General features: G+C 41.2%; 16 protein-coding genes. 9 read left to right on the top strand and 7 right to left on the bottom strand.

Translation table 11 applies throughout. From position 1 onward, the window contains the following. Positions 1–301: 301 nt before the first annotated feature. The 4 genes from A33Q_RS17010 to A33Q_RS16995 all read left to right on the top strand — a co-directional run bounded on the left by A33Q_RS17010 (position 302) and on the right by A33Q_RS16995 (position 3,297). Positions 302–1,708: a purine-cytosine permease family protein gene (locus tag A33Q_RS17010; RefSeq protein WP_040490622.1), complete on the top strand. Its 1,407-nt coding sequence runs from the start codon at positions 302–304 to the stop codon at positions 1,706–1,708. A 71-nt stretch (positions 1,709–1,779) separates the two neighbouring features. Next, positions 1,780–2,274, top strand: a complete 495-nt coding sequence (locus A33Q_RS17005) for an RNA polymerase sigma factor (protein ID WP_009036090.1) — start codon at positions 1,780–1,782, stop codon at positions 2,272–2,274. Beyond that, a complete protein-coding gene (locus A33Q_RS17000) occupies positions 2,258–2,590 on the top strand; it encodes a hypothetical protein (RefSeq protein ID WP_009036089.1) in 333 nt (110 codons plus the stop codon). Before A33Q_RS17005 ends, A33Q_RS17000 begins: the two co-directional genes overlap by 17 nt. Before the next feature lie 17 nt (positions 2,591–2,607). Next, entirely contained in the window at positions 2,608–3,297 is a 690-nt protein-coding gene (locus tag A33Q_RS16995) for a Spy/CpxP family protein refolding chaperone (RefSeq protein ID WP_009036088.1), read from the top strand. A 52-nt stretch (positions 3,298–3,349) separates the two neighbouring features. Here the strand turns inward: A33Q_RS16995 and A33Q_RS16990 are convergent, their stop codons facing one another. Beyond that, positions 3,350–3,577: a hypothetical protein gene (locus A33Q_RS16990; protein ID WP_009036087.1), complete on the bottom strand. Its 228-nt coding sequence runs from the start codon at positions 3,575–3,577 to the stop codon at positions 3,350–3,352. Positions 3,578–3,790: 213 nt separating this feature from the next. Between A33Q_RS16990 and A33Q_RS16985 the strand changes: the two genes are divergently transcribed. Further along, entirely contained in the window at positions 3,791–4,798 is a 1,008-nt protein-coding gene (locus A33Q_RS16985) for a TolB family protein (RefSeq protein WP_009036086.1), read from the top strand. Positions 4,799–4,895: 97 nt separating this feature from the next. On the opposite strand, the gene A33Q_RS16980 is transcribed toward A33Q_RS16985, so the two are convergent. Together A33Q_RS16980 and A33Q_RS16975 are read right to left on the bottom strand one after the other, a co-directional pair. Continuing rightward, positions 4,896–6,392, bottom strand: a complete 1,497-nt coding sequence (locus A33Q_RS16980; protein ID WP_009036085.1) for a M43 family zinc metalloprotease — start codon at positions 6,390–6,392, stop codon at positions 4,896–4,898. Then, positions 6,392–7,033 (bottom strand): porin family protein, encoded by a 642-nt coding sequence (locus tag A33Q_RS16975; RefSeq protein WP_009036084.1) that lies wholly within the window; start codon positions 7,031–7,033, stop codon positions 6,392–6,394. The genes A33Q_RS16980 and A33Q_RS16975 overlap by 1 nt, the downstream gene beginning before the upstream one ends. A gap of 469 nt (positions 7,034–7,502) precedes the next feature. Between A33Q_RS16975 and A33Q_RS16965 the strand changes: the two genes are divergently transcribed. Next, the gene (locus tag A33Q_RS16965) at positions 7,503–10,184 is read left to right on the top strand and encodes an alpha-L-rhamnosidase N-terminal domain-containing protein (RefSeq protein ID WP_009036082.1); all 2,682 of its coding nucleotides are present in this window, start codon (positions 7,503–7,505) and stop codon (positions 10,182–10,184) included. A 59-nt stretch (positions 10,185–10,243) separates the two neighbouring features. Next, complete coding sequence (locus tag A33Q_RS16960) at positions 10,244–11,659, top strand: DUF1593 domain-containing protein (RefSeq protein ID WP_009036081.1); 1,416 nt, start codon at positions 10,244–10,246, stop codon at positions 11,657–11,659. 136 nt (positions 11,660–11,795) lie between these two features. Here the strand turns inward: A33Q_RS16960 and A33Q_RS16955 are convergent, their stop codons facing one another. Continuing rightward, complete coding sequence (locus A33Q_RS16955; protein ID WP_009036080.1) at positions 11,796–12,635, bottom strand: bacteriorhodopsin; 840 nt, start codon at positions 12,633–12,635, stop codon at positions 11,796–11,798. A gap of 316 nt (positions 12,636–12,951) precedes the next feature. Between A33Q_RS16955 and A33Q_RS22555 the strand changes: the two genes are divergently transcribed. Both A33Q_RS22555 and A33Q_RS16950 read left to right on the top strand, forming a co-directional pair. Continuing rightward, positions 12,952–13,086, top strand: a complete 135-nt coding sequence (locus A33Q_RS22555; protein ID WP_323749349.1) for a hypothetical protein — start codon at positions 12,952–12,954, stop codon at positions 13,084–13,086. A 53-nt stretch (positions 13,087–13,139) separates the two neighbouring features. After that, a complete protein-coding gene (locus A33Q_RS16950; RefSeq protein ID WP_009036079.1) occupies positions 13,140–15,275 on the top strand; it encodes a M3 family metallopeptidase in 2,136 nt (711 codons plus the stop codon). Positions 15,276–15,330: 55 nt separating this feature from the next. Here the strand turns inward: A33Q_RS16950 and A33Q_RS16945 are convergent, their stop codons facing one another. The 3 genes from A33Q_RS16945 to A33Q_RS16935 form a co-directional block, all read right to left on the bottom strand. Next, positions 15,331–15,681 carry a helix-turn-helix domain-containing protein gene (locus tag A33Q_RS16945; protein ID WP_009036078.1) on the bottom strand — a complete coding sequence of 117 codons (351 nt, stop codon included), beginning with the start codon at positions 15,679–15,681 and terminating at the stop codon, positions 15,331–15,333. Between the two features lie 5 nt (positions 15,682–15,686). Beyond that, complete coding sequence (locus A33Q_RS16940; protein ID WP_009036077.1) at positions 15,687–16,649, bottom strand: PorP/SprF family type IX secretion system membrane protein; 963 nt, start codon at positions 16,647–16,649, stop codon at positions 15,687–15,689. Between the two features lie 87 nt (positions 16,650–16,736). Continuing rightward, entirely contained in the window at positions 16,737–19,670 is a 2,934-nt protein-coding gene (locus A33Q_RS16935) for an MBG domain-containing protein (protein WP_456318557.1), read from the bottom strand. Between the last annotated feature and the right edge of the window lie 8 nt (positions 19,671–19,678).

Here is a 19,678-nt window from a genome sequence, read left to right as displayed (position 1 = left end):
CTATGTTGGCCTTTCAGGCCATAGATTTAGGATGATTTGAAAGGAGAATTTGAAATTTTCTAGGTCATGTCAATCCCCTATACTGATTAGCCTTTCCTAAGCATCTTGAAATATCTCATTAAAGGGCAGAGGTCAATGAAATGCCTGGAGAGCAAAAATTATATTCCATTGGTTGTAACCAAATCCTTTCATTTAACGAAATGAACCATTGTCTGGAGTGGGTAAAACACCAAACAGGACATCACAGGACACAATTACCCATAGGATTTTTGTATTTTTCAATTTCAACCCGAAATTACCTATGGAAAAAACTACTTCCTCAAAGGAAGGGACTGTTTCAGGCGAGTTTGAACGCCAAGCCGTCCCATCTTCCCATCACAAAAGCTGGAAAAAATTTCTGGGCATGTATGCCGGGGAACACGCTGCGGGGACGGAGTTTGTGATAGGGCCTTTGTTTTTGACGGCCGGGGTATCTGCTTTTGACCTGATAGTAGGCTTGCTATTGGGGAATTTTTTGGCTGTGCTCACTTGGAGGTACGTGACCACGCCCATTGCAACAGGCGAGCGGCTGACGCTCTACTACAAGCTGGAAAAAATCGCCGGTAAAAAACTCGTGACAGGTTACAATCTGGCCAATGGACTCTTATTCTGTTTTTTGGCCGGAGCCATGATCACTGTATCAGCCACGGCGGTTGGAATTCCTTTTGACATGCCCATGCCGGCTTTGACCGATACTGTTCCCAATAGCCTTTCTTGGGTTTTGGTGGTATTGACTGTTGGGGCGGTGATTTCCATTGTGGCAGCCAGAGGTTATGATACCGTAGCCAAATTTTCTAATTGGGCAGCACCGTTTATGATTGCGGTATTTTTGATAGCCGGAATCGTTGCGGCCAACCGTTTGGGAGTTGATTCTTGGAGTAGCCTTTGGGCAGTATGGGGAGAGGGTTCCGAGCCATTTCCCGGACAGATCAAATTCACCTTTTGGCATGTGCTGTTCTTTGCCTGGTTTTGCAATGCGGCCATGCACTTGGGTATGTCTGACCTGTCCGTATTGCGCTATGCCGATAAAAATTCAGTAGGATGGACTACCGCTGCAGGGATGTATGTGGGGCACTTTATGGCCTGGATTTCGGCCTGTTTGATGTTTGCACTGTACCTCAAAAGTCCTGAAGCCTCAGCCATTTTTGCCAGTGGGGGCATACCACCTGTGGCACCCGGACCATTGGCTTATGAAGTGGTCGGGATTGCAGGTCTGATCTGTGTAGTCATTGCTGGATGGACCACTGCTAATCCTACCATTTATAGGGCTGGATTGGCTTTTCAGGCGATTTTCCCAAAAAGCTCTACAGTGAAAGTTACTTTGGTGACAGGAGGGATCGCGACCATCGCAGGACTGTTCCCGGCTTTTGCGATGAAATTGCTGGACTTCGTGGCAGTTTATGGTTTTATCCTGGCGCCTATAGGGGCAGTGATCTTTTTTGAGCATTATTTTGCGGATAAAATGGGTTTTGGGAAAGACTACGTCATGAATAAAGGCTTAACATTTAACTGGGCCGTTTTGGCCGCTTGGCTGATCAGCATGGCTGTATTTTACAGCATTTCTGTTTATTTCGGTATTTTTCTCTCTTTCTTTACTTTGCCTGCCTGGATTGCTTGCGGGTTGTTGTTCTTGGTGTTTAGTAAGAAATTGCAAAGCCAGGAGAAATAGTTTTTAAAGTTTTGAAAAAAATATGGAGTTGATGTCATATATCCGTAGCTTTTTAACACTAAAGGATATATATGAAGCCAAGCCAACTGGAACAAGTCATCAAAGAACTGCATACGGAAGCCTTCCTTTGGGCGAGGCAGTGCTGCAGCTTCGATGGAGACCTGGCAAAAGAAGTTCTTCAGCAGGTGTACTTGAAAATACTGGAAGGCAAGGCCAGATTTAATGAACAGTCCAGTGCCAAAACATGGCTTTATGCTGTAATCAGGTATACCGCTTTGGAGAATTTAAAATCAGAAAGCCTCTTGACATCTCTGGATACAAATACGGAACTGATAGCAGATGAAGTTCACGAGCAGTCAGACGATAATCATGAAAAACTGATCCAATTGCTTCCGGAAAAACAAAGAGAAGTCCTTTTGTTGGTTTTTTACCATGGCTTGACGCTGGAAAAATCTGCTGAAGTAATGGGCCTTCACATCGGTACGGTGAGGACCCATTACGACAGGGCAAAGAAAAACCTCAAGACATTGATTCTAAAAAAAAATACTCATGAACAAGCAGGATAGTGTAGAAGAAAAAGAACTGGAGTTGTTTTTTTCGGAATGGAAAGAAAAAGACAAGGACATAAGGGTTCCTGAATTTGAGTTTGGTAAAAAAAGGAAATTTACCTTGTGGAGCTTACTGCCTGTGGGCATTGCAGCCACATTGCTTTTTGGGATATGGTTTTTACTTCCTTCCGAAAAAGATTACCAATTGGAGTACGATACACTTATCATCACACTGGTAGAGGATGAGAATCAGGAACAGCACTTTGTGATAGAGACCAAATCCAGCCTGGATGAATGGGAAGCGCCCAGCAGTTCATTATTGACAGAATTTTAAACCAACTATTATATACCATGAAAAAATTACTCACTATTTGTTTGATGTTGGTCATATCTCAGGGCCATGCACAGGATATCTTTCAGGAATCACTTTATTCTGCCGAACTGGTTATGAAAAATCGGGATAAAATTTCCTTGACAGACCAACAAGCTGAAAAGATCAAAAATATCCACAGCCAAAATGCTGGTGAATTCAGTAGTCTGAAATGGGACTTGGATAATGCCAATGCGAAACTCAAAACCATGTTGGCAGCAAAAAAAGTAGATCAGGCTGCTGTTGAAAAGCAAATGGACTTGGTTTTGTCCTTAGAGAATCAATTGAAAAGGAAACAGTTCAGTACTTTGGTGGCTATCAAAAATGAGCTTACCGAAAGTCAGCAAACAGAATTAAACCAAGTGAAAGGTTCAGTGACCCGCTTAAGAGGTGTCACAGGCGTCCAAGGTCTTAATGGTTATAGTTTTGGAGATGGTAAAAAAGGGGTTGTTTCCGTGACTACTTCAGGTGTAGCGCAACCAATTTATATCATCAAGCAGGACGGGAAGAAGAAGAAGGTTTTTAGTGTCAGCGATATAGACCCCAATTCCATAGAAAGCATGCAGGTGTTGAAAGGTACTACTGCAGTCGATGAGTATGGTGATGAGGGTAAAAACGGTGTAATCATCATGACTCTGAAAAAAGGAACTGATTATAATTTTGAAGAATAAAAAAAGCCCGGCGAATCCCGGGCTCTTATGAGTTTTAGGTCGTAATTAATTTTTAAGCGCTTGCAAACTGATTGCAGCCAAAATTAGCACCAGTAATAAATTCTATATTTTTGGTGTTAGGGTCCAAAGGCTTTCCATCATTCAATACAGGGATGATATAGTCAGGATCCATTTTGGACTCGATATGGCTAAGCTTATTACACTCTCCGTAATTTTCTTTTTTGGCAACTACTGGCGCCTGAGGCTCCCAATAATTGCAATTTGAACATACTTGTTTCATGGTTTTTCTATTTTGGTTTACTATAAATATATACACTTAAAATGAGGTCTTGTTAGGGTAATCTATTGAAAAATAATAGTTTATAATTAAACTAAATTAACATCAATAGAATTTAAGTTTCTAGTTTATGGATAACTTGATTTTTTACAATTCTGCAAAAATCATCAAAATACCAGTGAGTTTTTCTAACTTCCTATCCAAAACTACCTGACCATGAAAAAGCTTATTATTTTATCTTCCTTCTTATTTTTCTTAAGTTCCCTTTATGCCCAAAGTATAGAAGATTATCTTTCTGTTCCCTTTCCCACGTCACTGACCGCCAATCCCAGCGGTACAGCTGTTGCATGGGTTTTCAATGAAAAGGGAGAAAGAAACGTGTTTTATGCAGAATCCCCAGAATACAATACGATAAAACTTACAGATTATAAAGGAGATATTGGTGTAGAAATAGATCAGCTTAATTTTTCTCCGGATGGGAAGTACCTTCTTTTTGTTCGTGGGAATGCTCCGAATTCAAAAGGTGAACCGGCAAATCCGGCACAATTGCAGGAAGACCTGGGCAGGGTTATTCATTTTGTAGAATTAGCTGAGGGAGAGATTCATGAAGTTGCCAAAGGAAGTTCTCCTTTATTCCATCCCAAAGAAAACAAGTTTATTTTCATACATTCCGGGAAGGTTTATTACTCGGGTTTGGAAAAGGATGAAAAGCCTTCAGAACTGTTTTACGCCAGGGGGAGTCAGGGGCAATTTGTATGGAGACCTGACGGGAAGATGTTGGCATTTTCCAGTAATAGGGGGGATCATGCTTTTCTTGGCCTCCTGGACTTGGAAACAAAAGAACTTTCTTACCCTGACCCGGGGATGGACCATGATGGCTATCCTGCGTGGAATGCAGACGGTACTCAATTAGCCTATCTTAGGGTGCCCAATATCAACAATCAACTTCCATTTACTTCCTTGAAAGAAACCTATCCTTGGACTATCAGGGTTTTGGATCTTGAGACAATGAAAGCTCAAGAGGTTTTCAAAGCCTCCAAAGGTCCTGGAAGTGTGATGGTGAGAGATCTGCCTGCTGTCAACAAAAGATTATGGTGGACGCCAAGTAATGCTCTGGTTTTTCCGGATGAGGTCCATTCCTTTTTATTGCATAGAAATTGGGTCGCAGCCTATCAGGCGACTTTTAATTTCTTTCAGGAACAGTTAAAGAAGAAAAGAAATTAGTCTTTTGTAAATTTGAATCCAAAGTATGTAGGATGATAAAATAGCAAAAGCCTTGCAAATCATATTCACAAGGCTTTTATAAAGGGTGCTTATGATATTAGAATTCGCAGATGATAGGTTCTATGCTTCGATCTAAAGTACCCTTTTGAGCAGGCAACATCCGGGCTGATTGATTTTCTTGTCTAGGGATAAAAAGCCCGTTTTCATACACTGCATTCATTCTTTCTCTCTGGTCAAAGGTGAAATGATCTACATCCCGGACATAATCCATAAAATTAGTAGAGATGAAATTTTCACCTAGACAACTTCTTCGGCTATTATTAAACACCTGAGCAGGGTTTAGATTGTCAATACTATGTGCTTTGGTGTCATCTACATAATCACCTGGTCCACAATTCTGGAAGGTGTGATACAATCCTAGGTAGTGCCCCATTTCATGTCCTAGTACATAAGGATTTGGGTTGCTTTGTTCTATTGCAAATCGGTAATCCAGAGAAATAGAATAGGGGTAGTTGATCGTAGGCTCCGGATTTGAATTTACCTGTAAGCCAGGTACAGCAGGGTTGCTGAGAGTTGGTAAGTAGGCAAAACCTGCAGCGAAGCCTATGTTTTCTATAAATACATTGATGTAGCGGTTTGGATCCCACATTTCATCGAATTTTGTCTGCAAATACTCTGGACTATCATCTGAAAATTCAGATGAAACTTCAATTCTGTTGTACCCCACTGTAGGTATAGGATTGCCCTCTGGGTCCCTATCAGCAAGCCTAAATCTAAAGTAGCCGTTGACTGCATTGACATTGCTTCTAAAGCTTGTTCTGGTAGCATTCGCAAAATTGGCGTTGAGTTTAGTGATTTCACTGTTCATCTGAGCCTCATTGATATTTGGTCCATTGGAAAACACGTGAAAAATGATAGGCATTTCTTTGATTGGGTAAATCACATTTTCTCTGGATTCTATCTTCAAGCTATTGCTCTCCACTCCGAAGATTTTGGCTTTCACATCCAAAGAACCTACTTCTCTAATGGTGATATTTTCCAGTCTGTCAAAAGATTGATTTCCAAGTTGGAGTTCGAGGTTTCTGAAAATCTGCTCTTCCAAGCCTGTGATCTCACCTTCTGGACCAAATACCTGCACAGTAAAGTCCATGGTATTGTTTTCTGCCACAGCAAAGCGGTTTCGGGTCTCATTGGAAAAGTCAAGTCTTATTTCCTGGATATATTCGGGACCTACTACTTGTATGTCTACTCCATTGCTGAAAGTCCTTTCCCTCGTCGGAAATGCTGCTCTCAATTGGTAGTTACCGGGCCTGGAAAGGTCTAAGACTGGTGTTTCTATCAGAGAGTCTGTCAAAAATAATTCAAATGGTATATTTTGATTGGTGAATAAGGGCCTGTTGCTTTCGTCAAAATATCTGACATCAAGGTTAATCGGTGTTTCTATATTTTCAGAAAAGAAAATCTGCTGTGGTGTGTTTACCTGTATTCTGGCTATTTGATTGAGGTAAAATGAGTTTTCTTCTCCCCTTTCTGTAACACAAGAAAACAGGAACGAAACTAGGAGAAAGGAAGAGATATAATTTAATGCCTTCATTAGTATACCAGGATTAATTGAACTTGATTGATGCTGTTAGGAACCTGAGTGTTTTCCACGAAATCATTCAGGGATTGGTAATATCTGAATTCCACTAAGCGTTTCCCTATATAGACACCGACGCCATAGTTTAGGCCATACTGCAAACTACTGGTGTTTGCTTCGAAGTTATTTACGGAGTTACCATTCAAGGTGGTTTCCTGAGAGGTGCTCAGGTAATACTTTGCAAATCCGCCAAATGAAATTTGGGGTTTAATTTTTCCTCCGTAAGTCAGGACTAACGGAATGGCATCAAGCCCAAACACAAAATTGTTGAATTCTGTAACAGCTTCGATATTGGAATTGATTGAATTGTTGACCACTGGCTGGATCTCCATATATGGTTCCAGTCTTGCATGGTTAAATTCAGACAACTTCCAATCAAAAACTGCTCCTGCGCCAAAGCCTACCTTATAGTCTGATGTTACTTGTGCAAAACTCAAATCATCGTAATTGAAAAAATTGAGTGATGGAGCAATTCTGACTCCTACTTTCATTTCTTTTTTAGGTTTGGGGATACTGTCATTCAGTATCTCGGCCTGGAGTTGATGGGAAATCGACACGATTGCCACAACCAGCATTATTGCCATTGCTTTTTTCATATAAACAAGTTTAAGTTATCCCAATCACTATTTTTCCGGGAAAGTCTAAAATTAGCCCCTGAAACTAGGTATTTCTGATTTTATTCTCAAAATAAACTAAGCTATTTTTAGAAATGTTTGTAAACGTTTGGTAATTAGTTATTTAAATTTATCATAAAGTGTTCAGTTATTGTATTTATTCACTAATTTATTGATGGAAATAGGTTTTTTAAATTTTTCAATAAATACGAAAGAATGGGGTATATAAGATCTGCGCAGATGTAAGTAGGTATTCTTCAGAACTCTTGACCTAAGAAGACTTTCACTCTTGCTTCTAAAAATGGGTAAGGGCAAATTTTGATTCATACCCAAAAAATCCAAATATTTTTTAGATCTTAAACCTCCTAAAAAAGCAACCATTCTTTATTCTTTTAAGGAGAAAAAATCAATAGGTTTTTTTAGAATAAATAAAAAATAACCGAACATAAATATGGGTAAGTTTAAAGGAGATAATAAAGGCAGACGGGACTTTCTACGTACCATATCAGCTACGGGGGCATTTTCATTGATGCCTGTTTCATTTGCACTTTCAGAATCAAGAAATGCTTTGGAAAATCTCAAAAGAGCCAAAGGTGTTGTCGAACTTTCTGAGCTACCCAAGCGGAAGGAGCTTAACCTTTCTCCTGCTTCATGGATTTGGTTTCCTGCCGAACGGATACTTCCAAATTCCTTTTTTCATTTCAGAAAGGTGCTCAAGCTAAACAAGTCAGTACGTTCCGCAAAAGGTTGGATTCAGGCAGAAAGTAGGTATGTCCTTTTTTTAAATGGGCAAAGGATTCAATTCGGGCCAGCCCCATCTGACCCACGTTATGCAGAAGCCGATCCTATAGATTTAACAGATAGATTAAAAATTGATGATAATGTCTTTGGAGCAACTGTAGTTTATTTCGGTTTTGGAGATGGTGCATGGCCTGCAGGAAAAGCAGGATTTATTTTTAGGTTAGAAATAGGATTTGAGGATGGTGAAAAATCAATCTTGGTGAGTGATGAAACCTGGTCTGTCCAGCAGGCAAAAAGCTGGCCTTCCGGAAAATATAAACGCTGGTATCTACGAGCTTTACAGGAGGAGTTTGACAACCGGTTATATCCGGATGGCTGGAACGACGTAGGTTTTTCCGAAGATAATTCTTGGAAAAAGGCCAAGGTGTTTTCGAAGGAGGCGCAGAAAACGGCCTTGAGTTCTTCCATTTCTGATTATTTATATGACAGCGGAGGAAATCAGAATACTCAACTCAGAAGACGCACTGTTCCGCTGATATTGGAAAAGCCTGTACATGATTTTCAACTTAAGGAAGTACATACTTTAAATTGGAATACCTCGATTGAAGAATACTTTGATTTTAAAACTAAAAATGCTTTTCAAGTTGATCAAATTATAGATGGGTTTTCGGAAAAAGGTGCAACATGGGAGTTTGAAGTACCTAAAAGCCAAAATCAGGGACTGGTTCTGTCTTTTGAAATGCAGGAGCATGCTATTGGTTGGCCTTTCGTTACCATCAGCTGTAGTGAAGGCACTACGGTTGAAATGTTGGTGCAGCAAGGGCATGAACTGTTGAAAAGGGGTGGTCCTGCTCTGATCAACAACAATTTCAATTCATGGACAAGATTTATATGTAAGGAAGGGGAGAATCAATTCATGTCATTTGATTATGAAAGCGTCAAGTGGGTTCAGCTTCACATCCACCATGCAGTAGGAACAGTCAAAATCAGTCATCCCGGACTTCTGAGAAGAGTGTATGATTTTCCTTTTCAACCTACAGTTGAAACGCCACATGAGGGATTTAATCGACTTTTGGGAGCATGTATCAATACGGTTTGGAACAATAGCCATGATACCATTGTGGATTGTGTGGGGAGGGAGCGGCAGCAATATAGTGGAGACATTGGACACATGATCCATGCCTTGCATGTTGGATTTGGAGAAGGGCAGCTTCCTTATAGATTTGTAGACACCTTCAGTCAAGGGTTGACATTGGGAGGTTTTTTTATGGACAGCTGGCCGGCCTACGACCGATTAAATAGATTGGCGCAAAGACAGTTGGATCTTACTCCTTGGGGAGTGCTTTTGGATCATAGCGTAGGTTTTTGTTATGATTGCTGGAATCATTATCTCTATTCGGGGAAAAAAGAGGACTTGGAGGAAGCATTTCCAAGACTGTTACGTTTTTTTGAATTGATCCAAAGCTCTCTAGACAATGAAGGCCTGCTTCAGGTAGAAAATTTAGGGGTAAATGCCATCTGGATGGATACAGATTCTTACAAAGCAGTCAGAGATAAGCAATGTGCCTATAATTTGTATGTCGCCAGCATGTTGAAATTAGCTCTGGGTCCATTGGCAGCCGAGTTTGGGTTGGATGGATTAAAAAATCAAATGTTTGATATGTCTTTAAAGCTGGCTGAGAAAGTAGAAGCCAAGTTTTACCTTGCCAGTGAAGGTTTGCTGGTTATCAACTTGCCATGGCTTGACGAGGATAAAGAGAAAAGAACCTGTGAGCGCTCTTTGGCTCATTGGGTATTGGGAGGTTTTGTACCTAAATCTTCTAAAAAAGCGGTTTTAAATGAATTGACCACTCTGCCCAAGAGGTTAGGAAGGTGCTACCCGGCCAATACTATCTGGACGTATTGGGCTTGTTCAGCTTTGGGGAATACAGAGTTTATTTTGAAAGACTTTGATCAGAGGTGGTTGCCAATGCTTTCTGTAAAAGAGAACAATACCATCCAGGAACATTGGCAAGCAGAGAAAGATACACAAAACCAATTGAGCCATGCCGGAATAGCCCCTTTTTATGCAGCCTACATGTGTTTTGCCGGTATTGAAGTCATCAGACCGGGTGGGAGCTTGGTCCGAGTGAAACCTCAGCCAGCTAGTTTAGAGAAATTGAAATTGACCTACCATACTTCCTATGGGCCTTTGGAGTTTAACTGTCAAGGTAAAAAAGGAAATAGAAAATTAATCCTATCTATTCCTATAGGTGTCTTAGTCCATTTGGAAATTCCCTCCTCCGAAAAGATCCCCCATGGAGCTGAAAAGGTGACAGCCGATAAAAATGAGTTTACAACTGTTTGCCTTTCCGGCGGGGAGGTATGGGAAATAGATTTGTTGTTTGTTTAAAAGGGCTAATGTATCTTTAAATGAATTGATAAAAACCTCTCAATTAACCTTGTATCTAAATGAAAGACCTTCTTTTTTTTCCTTTACTGTTAATTTCTTTGGCCATCTCCGCTCAAACTTCCTTGGAATTTAAGGATCCCGTCAAACAACGTGTTTTGGTACTCACAGACATTACCAATGAACCTGATGATCAGCAGTCTTTGGTGAGGTTTTTAGTCTATTCCAATGAATATGATGTGGAAGGAATAGTGGCTACCACTTCCACTCATTTGAGAGACAATACAAGGAAAGACAAAATTGAAGAATTGATCAGGAATTATGGAGAAGTAAAAGCCAACCTGGATAAGCATGGGGATGGCTTTCCCAGCGCGGAATATCTGCTGAGTGTGACTTCCGAGCATTTACCACTTTATAGCATGGATGGAGTAGGGGAAGGGAAAGATTCTCCAGGCTCGGAGCTGTTGATAAAAGCAGTGGACAAAGAGGATGATAGGCCGCTTTGGGTGTCCGTTTGGGGAGGTGCCAATTGCTTAGCGCAGGCCTTGTGGAAAGTGAAAAATACCCGTACCGAGGAAGGGATCAAAAAGTTTGTCGAAAAAATCAAAGTATACGCCATCTCTGATCAGGATTTTGCAGGGCATTGGATCAGACAAAATTTCCCTGGTATTTTTTATATCGTGGATGCAAGTGCCGGGGACAACTGGAGGGAATATTACAAAGCCACCTGGACAGGAATAGCCGGCGATAAATGGTATAAAAATGGGCCATTTCATCATTTTGATCTGGTTGACAATCCGTGGCTGATGGAAAATATCCGGGACAACCATGGCCCTTTGGGTGCCAACTACCTTCCTTCGGATTACATCATGGAGGGGGATACACCTTCTTTTATTGGTTTGATTCAAAATGGACTTTCTTGGTACAAAAGCCCGGCTTGGGGTGGTTGGGCTGGAAGGTACGAGCATTGGCAGTCCTATGGAGAAGTAGCTGAAATATGGACTTCTTCCATAGATACTCAAGATGAAGTACAGCTTCCGGATGGGAGAAAGGAGGCTTCAAATCAAGCAACGATTTGGAGATGGAGAAAGGCCTATCAACATGATTTTGCGGCAAGGATGGATTGGAATATTTCATCAACATTCAAAGAGGCAAATCACAATCCCATTCTGGTATTGAATGGAAATGAGGGAAAAGCACTGGGGTTGGGTTATGCCAAGGAAGGAGAAACGGTTCGCTTATCGGCAAAAGGATCATATGACCCCGATGGGGATCAACTTCGGTACAAATGGTGGGTATATAAAGAAGCCAGCGGTTTTACCGGTGATTTGGAATTTCATAATCCTTTTGGGGAAGAATTAATATTTGAAATGCCGAAATTGACTTCTGGAAAGGAATTGCATATTATTCTGGAAGTGGAGGATAGTGGGAGTCCAAGTTTGACCAGTTACAGAAGAGTGGTTTTAAAAAATCCTTAGAATTTAAACTAGATCCATAAGATCTATCCCCCATATTCTTATAACTCTCTTTAAAGGTAGACTTGTGTGAATATTAAGAAATGAAAAAACCACTCTGTCAACCAGAGTGGTTTTAATCAAAAAAATCGGGAAATTATCAAGTAGTATGCTCAAGATAACCTTCTTCTTTACTCATGACCTGAGCAACATTGGTAAGAAGGATACCATAGATCACTTTTGAACTCACATCTGCAATAGTGTATGTAATTTGTCTGGCAACTACCCCAATTTCACTGAAGAACAATCCCTCTATTCCTGCTAAGTGGGGCATCAAATAAGCACCTGGGTAAAGCATCCAACTGACCAAGAACAAAACCCAGATGGACTGTAATGTTTCCTGGGCTTTTGCAGGGATACCATCCTTTCCTTCATCAATTACTTTTTTCATCAACCATAAAATATGGAAAAAGAAAACAGTGGATATAGCACCCCAAATTGCAAACATAGTAAGATCAGTAACTTCATAGAATTGACCGATATAGCCAGTCACAATCATACCCGTACCTGAAATCCAAAACTGATTTCTGATACTGCTAAAGTTTGACTTGGTCAATGTAACTACAAATAGAATCTGGAAAAGCAACATGGGTACATCGATCAACCAATTGAGGTATCTGTAACCATTATTAAATAAATCATTTCCTTCACCTAGAAAGTACTTGCCTCTTTCGGTATCAAAAACGAAACTTTCGGTCCAATTACTTGCTTGTACATAAAGCAGCAAGAAGGCCGATACCATGACCACAACAGACAGCACCGAGGACGTTCTAAATCGAGGAGCTACAGTTTTGATGGTCAATACAAAATAAAAAAGCCCGGCAAGCATTACAGCATATCCGAGCGTCAGAACATGGGCTACCATTTGGTATGCCATTTCATTGAAGCCATCCTGCAAACCTATGTAGTTTTCGAAGGTGGCGTTGCCTAAATTTTCCATACGGTTGAGTTAATTGGTTTTCTGTAAAACCGTAATTATGGAACTTTGTTTTGGATATAGGCCTGTTTGTAATCAAAAACTTATGTCTAGTGTTGTTTATTCAAAATTATTAGAATTTTATTTCATTGATTTCTGTAAACATTTGAACCAAAAAAAGATTTGAATAACATGATTGTGAGGATATGGTGACTGTATATCTATTTTTGGATGGGTTTATCCTTATTAAAAATGGTGGCTCTTAAAAGCTTAGATAAAAAAGAAAACTTCAAATTCCTTATCTTCGATCCCAATCAGTAATAATCGAATCAAAGGCCTTTTGAACATATTATGTCTGGTAATTCCTGTTGAGGCTGAAAAAGGTGATACTCTTCATGTAATTTTGCAGGTAGAGGACAGTGGACACCCATCCCTCACACGTTATCAACGGGTTATTATTGATGAGACAGAATAGTAGGGGTTAATTTATTCTTATATTTGCAATCCAAAACCCAAATATTCATATTCATGAGAAAATCAATATTGACTTTGGCTGCAGCGGGAACCTTCCTTTTTGCCTGCGACCAATCTGATGAAGCATCCACTTCTATGAACCTATTCTTCGAGTCTTACAATACCCCTTTTGAGGTGCCTCCTTTTGATAAGATCAAAAATGAGCATTTTGCTCCTGCTCTTAGGGAAGGGATGAAAATCCAGCAACAGGAAATTGATGCGATAACCAATAATTCGGAAGATCCTACTTTTGAAAATACCATTGAAGCTATGGAAAACTCAGGTAGACTCCTGGCTAGGGCAAGCATTGTATTTTCTAACCTTAATTCAGCAAATACCAGTGATGAGCTTCAGGCGATTGCCAGAGAAATGGCACCAGAACTGTCCAAGCACAGCGACAATATCAACTTGAATCAAGAATTATTTGAGCGAGTAAAGGCTGTTTGGGACAAAAAAGATGAGCTAGGCCTTAGTGAGGTTCAGCACAAATTGTTAGAAAAAAGGTATAAGGCATTTGTCCGAAGCGGAGCAAATCTTAATGATGCTGATAAAGAGAAAATGAGAGAAATCAACAGCAAACTCTCTACTCTTGGACTTCAGTTTGGACAGAACCTTCTAGCCGAAACCAATGCATTTCAATTGGTGGTAGAAAATGAGGAAGATCTTTCAGGTCTTCCGAATTCCTTGAAAGAAACGGCTGCTGCAGATGCCAAGGATGCCGGAATGGATGGGAAATGGCTTTTTTCCCTTCAGAATCCAAGTGTAATGCCTTTTTTACAATATGCTGACAACAGAGAGTTGAGAAAAAAAATCTGGGAAGCTTATAAAAACAGGGCTGATCAGGATAATCAATACGACAACAAAGAGATCCTTATTGAAATTGCCAATTTGAGAAGAGAGAAAGCCAATCTATTGGGATTCGAGACTCATGCCGATTATGTGCTGGAGGAAACCATGGCCAAAAACCCCGAGGGCGTGTACAACTTGCTCAATCAACTTTGGACACCGGCACTCGCTAAGGCAAAGGCTGAGGCTGCTGAAATACAGGAATTGATCAAAGCTGAGGGCAAAGATTTTGAATTGGAACCTTGGGATTGGAGATACTATGAAGAAAAGCTAAAAGTCAAGAAATTTGACCTTGACGAGCAGGAAGTAAAACCTTACTTTTCACTCCCTAAGGTTCAGGAAGGAGTGTTTATGGTTGTCAACAGGCTATGGGGACTCACATTTGAAGAAATTGAGAATATTCCTGTTTACCATCCTGATGTCAAAGCTTATGAAGTAAAAGAAGCTGACGGTTCCCATTTGGGAGTCCTTTACATGGATTTTCATCCAAGAGCTTCCAAAAGGGGAGGGGCATGGATGACTTCTTACAGGGGACAGGAGATGGAGAATGGGGAGAGAAAAGCTCCGGTTATTTCTATCGTGTGCAATTTTTCCAGACCTTCTGGTAATGCGCCGGCTTTATTGACCTTTGATGAGGTGACTACCTTTTTCCATGAGTTCGGTCATGCTTTGCATGGTCTGATGTCCAATGTGCAGTACAGAAGTCTTGCCGGCACCTCTGTACCAAGGGATTTTGTGGAATTGCCTTCACAGATTATGGAAAACTGGGCTACGGAACCTTCTGTCCTGAAAGAATATGCTTTTCACTATGAGACAGGAGAAGTGATTCCTGATGCTTTGATAGAAAAACTTCAGAAGTCAGGTACTTTTGGACAGGGTTTTGGAACCACCGAATACTTAGCTGCATCTTTATTGGATATGGACTATCATACTCAGAAAGAAGCCATTTCAAAAAGTGCTGATGAATTTGAAGAAGCTTCTATGGATAAGATTGGCTTGATTGATGAAATAATTCCAAGATATAGAAGCCCTTATTTTCAGCATATTTTTGCGGGTGGATATTCAGCTGGGTATTACAGCTATATTTGGTCAGGAGTGTTGGATACAGATGCTTTCCAGGCATTTAAGGAAACTGAGCTCTTCAATCAGGAAAAAGCTCAGGCATTCAGAAAAGAGATTTTGGAAAGGGGAGGTACGGATGACCCTATGAAGATGTATGTCAATTTCAGAGGTGCTGAACCTAAAATCGATGCTTTGCTGAAAAAAAGAGGATTGGACCAGGTGACTGTGGACAGGACAAAGTGAAAAATCCTACCCTATAAAAGTAAAAAACCCGTAGCATGCGTTACGGGTTTTTCTTTTAGGGTGAAAGCAACTTGATCTGATTCTGGATATATTCGCTTGGAGAAAGCCCTGTAGTTTTCTTAAAGGCATTGAAAAAAGTAATTCTGGATTTGAACCCAGCCTCTTTGGCGAGTTTTTGTAATTTTACTTCTCCGGGCTTTTCCTGTATTCTGCAAATGATAAATTCCAGTCTGTATTTTTGAATCAGAGCCGGGAAGCTTATGTTAAGGTTTTTATTGATCAGGTCAGAAACGGTTCTGACAGGTATTTTGAGGTGTTTGGAAAATTCATATAGGTCCAGTTCTGGATTCAGGTACAGCTGATCTTTTTCCAGAACTTCTATAATCCTGTCTACATTAATTTCCATAATTCTTACCAGATAAGGACTTCGTCTTTTGACTCTCTGATGTTCTTTCTAAAGATCGGGAAAACAGCCAGGAATTCATGTGTTGTATTGGGAAGCAAAAAAGCCCTGTTGCTTGGCATTTCATAAACATATCCGATCCTGACAGCTGGGAAAATTACACCAAACTGAAAGTTGTTGGCATAGTCCACTCTGTGTCCTGCGCCCAGCCATATTTTGTCCATCAAGATGGCTTTGAGGTTGAATTCTATATTGTCCGGCAGATCGCTTTGTGAGCGGTACATGAAGTTGGAAGCTATTCCAAAGTTGTCTGTCACCATGCTACGATAGCCTGCCTGCACCACTGATACAGGAGCTTTTCTATCCATAAATACATCCCCTGAACTCAATGCTCCCTGATTGACATTGTGCATGGCGTAGGAAACATAATATTTAGGATGTGTCAGGGCCATTCCAATGTTAAAGTCGAATACCTGCATATTCGCAAAGCCATTGACATATTGGGCCATGGTTGGGTCATTGGATTGTTCGGTAGTCATACTGTTGCCATCTAATCGGACAGTATTATAGTTTAGGCCTACCCCCAGTCTTAAGTTTGCCTTGTCGGAAAGCTGGATTCTTGAAGCGTAGCTGAGCATCAACTCTGTATCTACGAAGGCTCCATATCGATCATGCATGAGGTTTAGACCCACTGCATTTTTTCCGGCTGTGGAAGGGTCAGGTGCAGAATTGAAATCGGCAAGATCAAATTCTGCCGAAGCAAAATAAGTCTTTGGAGCCCCTTCAAACCCTGACCACTGGTCTCTCACAAATCCTCTGAAATTGGATCCCTCATAGCCTGTCAGGGCAGGGTTATAATAGTTTTGAAGATGACTGAACTGGCTTACGTATTTTCTGGATTGGGCTGAAACACCTAAGCTAAATAATATGGATAGGGCAGTAAGAAAAAGGGTTTTTGTAAAATTTGCCATAATGATATCAGTTTGGAATGTTAGATTCTGAAATGAGTTTTTGTAAGGCGGGATGTCTTTGCGCATCCCGCCTCTTATTGAATAGTCTTATTTTCTGATCAAGTTGAGTATACCTCTTCTTGATTCACCTGTCTCCTGAACTTCAAGGACCCAATAGTAGGAGCCCACCGGCAGTTCTTTTCCATTGTGGGTTCCGTCCCATCTGTGGTCTGGATTGTTGGTGACAAAGACTTGCAGGCCACTTCTTTCAAATACCCTTATAGTGACACCTTGATAGAATCTCAGGTCAGGGATGCCCCATGTATCATTTACCCCGTCTCCGTTTGGAGTGAAGCTGTTGAAGACTGTAATGTCAGAAACCGATTTTCTCACTCTTCTGATCTCAAAGGTTTTGGTCAGTATATTTCCGTCTCTGTCACTTACTTGAATATGGACCGTGAATTCATTTCTGCCTTCAACCTGTTCTGCACTGCTCCAGAAGAGCATTTTGTCGATGATTTCAAAGTACCTGTTGTCCCCTGCATCCCCAGCCAGTGCTATCACATGGGTTTCATCTATTGGATCAACTACAGAGAAACCTCCCACATGGATGAAGAACTCTGTTGCCGAACCTTCAAATGTATTGTTGCTTAGCAATAAGTCTTCAGGAGCAGGTTTTGCGAGTACTCTAACTTTAAGGATTCCTTTCAGTCCTTCTTCATTTAATACCCCTTCCGGTAGCTTGATTGAGCCGGAGATTTCGTATTCTCCTCGTGAAAGCAGATTGAGGTTGGCAAGGTCCCAGGTAACTTCAAATTCCAGGAATCTTCCATCTTCAGTCATTATAGTGATGGTTTGTGGCAATTCCGGTGAGCTGTTCCATGCTGTCTCCACATCTGCCGGACTGATTACAGCTTCTAACCTTGCAGGGATAATACTGAATTCATTTCCTGTGAAGGTGATGGTGTAATTGTCTCCTGCATAGATGGAACCTAACTGAATTGGGTAATTCCCGACATTTTCACCCTCAGTTCTTTCCAATGTGCCTCTAAGCAGGTCTTCATTGTCCTCTAATTTAAATCCGACAGCAGTGAATTTAAATACAGGATCTTCTGTACCATATATTTTAAACTGTCCATGGTCCACTGTGAGCTCAAGTATTGCAGGAGAGACTTCCAATTGGCCACTTTCCATAGTTATGGTGTAATTGCCATCTTCCGCTCCGATCAGTTCGATTGGGTAAGTACCAATATTCGAATAAAGATTTGCAGAAGTGGAGATTTTCGGCTCCGTACTGATCTGAGTGTCGCCATTGACCAACCCAGTATAGGTAAAGGTCAAGATTGGATTTTCATCACCATATACTTTGACTTTGTCATCAGCAGTAATAGTCAATGCCTTTTTGCCTACCGTCAAGGTTCCATTCTCTAAAGTGATATTGTAATTCTCATCAGATCCACCTTCTAGTAGGATAGGGTAGGTTCCTGCATTGGAACTTTGATTGGCCGTTGTAGAGATTACAGGTTCATTATCAATTTTCTGATCATTATTGACCAACCCGGAGTAAGTAAAGGTTAGTGTAGGATTCTCTTCACCGTAGATTTTGCTCTTGTTATCTGCAGTGATGACCAAGGTCTTTTTGGTGATGGTGAAGTCAGCTCCGTTGAAGTCAATCTCGTAATTGTCTCCTGCGCTCAAGCTTCCCAGGTTGATGGCATAGCTGCCCACGTTTTCACCTTTGGCTCTTGCCAAGGCTCCGGAAAGCATATCATCATCATTTTCAAAACCTGTTGCTTTGAAAGTAAAGACAGGNTCTGCGGCACCGTAAACTTTGCTTTGTCCTGCATCGGCAGTGATGACAAGTGTCTTTTTGGTGATAGCGAAGTCAGCACTGTTGAAGTCGATCACATAGTTCTCACCTGCGCTAAGGCTTCCTAGGTTGATGGCATAGTTGCCTACATTTTCACCTGCGGCTCTTGCCAAGGCGCCGGAAAGTACCTCCTCATCATCTCCATTTTCAAAACCTGTTGCTTTTAAAGTAAAGACAGGGTCTGCGGCACCGTAAACTTTGCTTTGTCCTGCATCAGCTGTAACTGTCAAGGTAGCTTTTGTGATAGCGAAATCCGCTCCCTTGAAGTCAATCTCGTAATTGTCTCCTGCACTTAAGCTTCCCAGATTGATGGCGTAGTTGCCTACATTTTCCCCTGCTGTTCTTGCCAAGGTTCCAGTAAGTACGTCCTCGTCATCATCATTTTCAAAACCTGTTGCTTTGAAAGTAAAGACAGGATCTGCGGCACCGTAAACTTTGCTCTGTCCTGCATCGGCAGTGATGACAAGTGTCTTTTTGGTGATAGCGAAGTCAGCACTGTTGAAGTCGATCACATAGTTCTCACCTGCGCTAAGGCTTCCTAGGTTGATGGCATAGTTGCCTACATTTTCACCTGCGGCTCTTGCCAAGGCACCGGAAAGTACCTCCTCGTCATCTCCATTTTCAAAACCTGTTGCTTTGAAAGTAAAGACAGGATCTGCTGCTCCGTAAACTTTGCTTTGTCCTGCATCAGCTGTAACTGTCAAGGTAGCTTTTGTGATAGCGAAATCCGCTCCCTTGAAGTCAATCTCGTAATTGTCTCCTGCACTTAAGCTTCCCAGGTTGATGGCATAGTTGCCTACATTTTCACCTGCGGCTCTTGCCAAGGCACCGGAAAGTACCTCCTCGTCATCTCCGTTCTCAAAACCTGTTGCTTTGAAAGTAAAGACAGGATCTGCTGCTCCGTAAACTTTGCTTTGTCCTGCATCCGCGGTGATGATAAGTGTCTTTTTGGTGATGGTAAAGTCAGCCCCGTTGAAGTCAATCTCGTAATTGTCTCCGGCATTTAAGCTTCCCAGATTGATGGCGTAGCTGCCCACATTTTCACCTGCAACTCTGGTCAAGGCGCCGGAAATCACATCCTCATCATCTCCGTTCTCAAAACCTGTTGCTTTGAAGGTAAAGACTGGATCTGTAGCACCATAAACTTTGCTCTGTCCTGGATCCGCAGTGATTACGAGTG

It is taken from the genome of Indibacter alkaliphilus LW1 (genome assembly GCF_000295935.2).
In the GTDB taxonomy this organism is placed as follows: Bacteria; Bacteroidota; Bacteroidia; order Cytophagales; family Cyclobacteriaceae; genus Indibacter; species Indibacter alkaliphilus.
The sequence above is the reverse complement of the archived record's forward strand: the minus strand, read 5'-3'. Positions and strand labels throughout refer to the sequence as shown.

Excerpts from the sequence above, each read along its gene's own strand:
- A33Q_RS16985 (WP_009036086.1), top strand. The coding sequence starts at position 3,791 with ATGAAAAAGCTTATTATTTTATCTTCCTTCTTATTTTTCTTAAGTTCC.
- A33Q_RS16965 (WP_009036082.1), top strand. The coding sequence starts at position 7,503 with ATGGGTAAGTTTAAAGGAGATAATAAAGGCAGACGGGACTTTCTACGT.
- A33Q_RS17010 (WP_040490622.1), top strand. The coding sequence starts at position 302 with ATGGAAAAAACTACTTCCTCAAAGGAAGGGACTGTTTCAGGCGAGTTT.
- A33Q_RS16945 (WP_009036078.1), bottom strand. The coding sequence starts at position 15,681 with ATGGAAATTAATGTAGACAGGATTATAGAAGTTCTGGAAAAAGATCAG.
- A33Q_RS16980 (WP_009036085.1), bottom strand. The coding sequence starts at position 6,392 with ATGAAGGCATTAAATTATATCTCTTCCTTTCTCCTAGTTTCGTTCCTG.
- A33Q_RS16950 (WP_009036079.1), top strand. The coding sequence starts at position 13,140 with ATGAGAAAATCAATATTGACTTTGGCTGCAGCGGGAACCTTCCTTTTT.
- A33Q_RS16955 (WP_009036080.1), bottom strand. The coding sequence starts at position 12,635 with ATGGAAAATTTAGGCAACGCCACCTTCGAAAACTACATAGGTTTGCAG.
- A33Q_RS16990 (WP_009036087.1), bottom strand. The coding sequence starts at position 3,577 with ATGAAACAAGTATGTTCAAATTGCAATTATTGGGAGCCTCAGGCGCCA.
- A33Q_RS16960 (WP_009036081.1), top strand. The coding sequence starts at position 10,244 with ATGAAAGACCTTCTTTTTTTTCCTTTACTGTTAATTTCTTTGGCCATC.
- A33Q_RS16995 (WP_009036088.1), top strand. The coding sequence starts at position 2,608 with ATGAAAAAATTACTCACTATTTGTTTGATGTTGGTCATATCTCAGGGC.
- A33Q_RS17005 (WP_009036090.1), top strand. The coding sequence starts at position 1,780 with ATGAAGCCAAGCCAACTGGAACAAGTCATCAAAGAACTGCATACGGAA.
- A33Q_RS16940 (WP_009036077.1), bottom strand. The coding sequence starts at position 16,649 with ATGGCAAATTTTACAAAAACCCTTTTTCTTACTGCCCTATCCATATTA.
- A33Q_RS16975 (WP_009036084.1), bottom strand. The coding sequence starts at position 7,033 with ATGAAAAAAGCAATGGCAATAATGCTGGTTGTGGCAATCGTGTCGATT.
- A33Q_RS17000 (WP_009036089.1), top strand. The coding sequence starts at position 2,258 with ATGAACAAGCAGGATAGTGTAGAAGAAAAAGAACTGGAGTTGTTTTTT.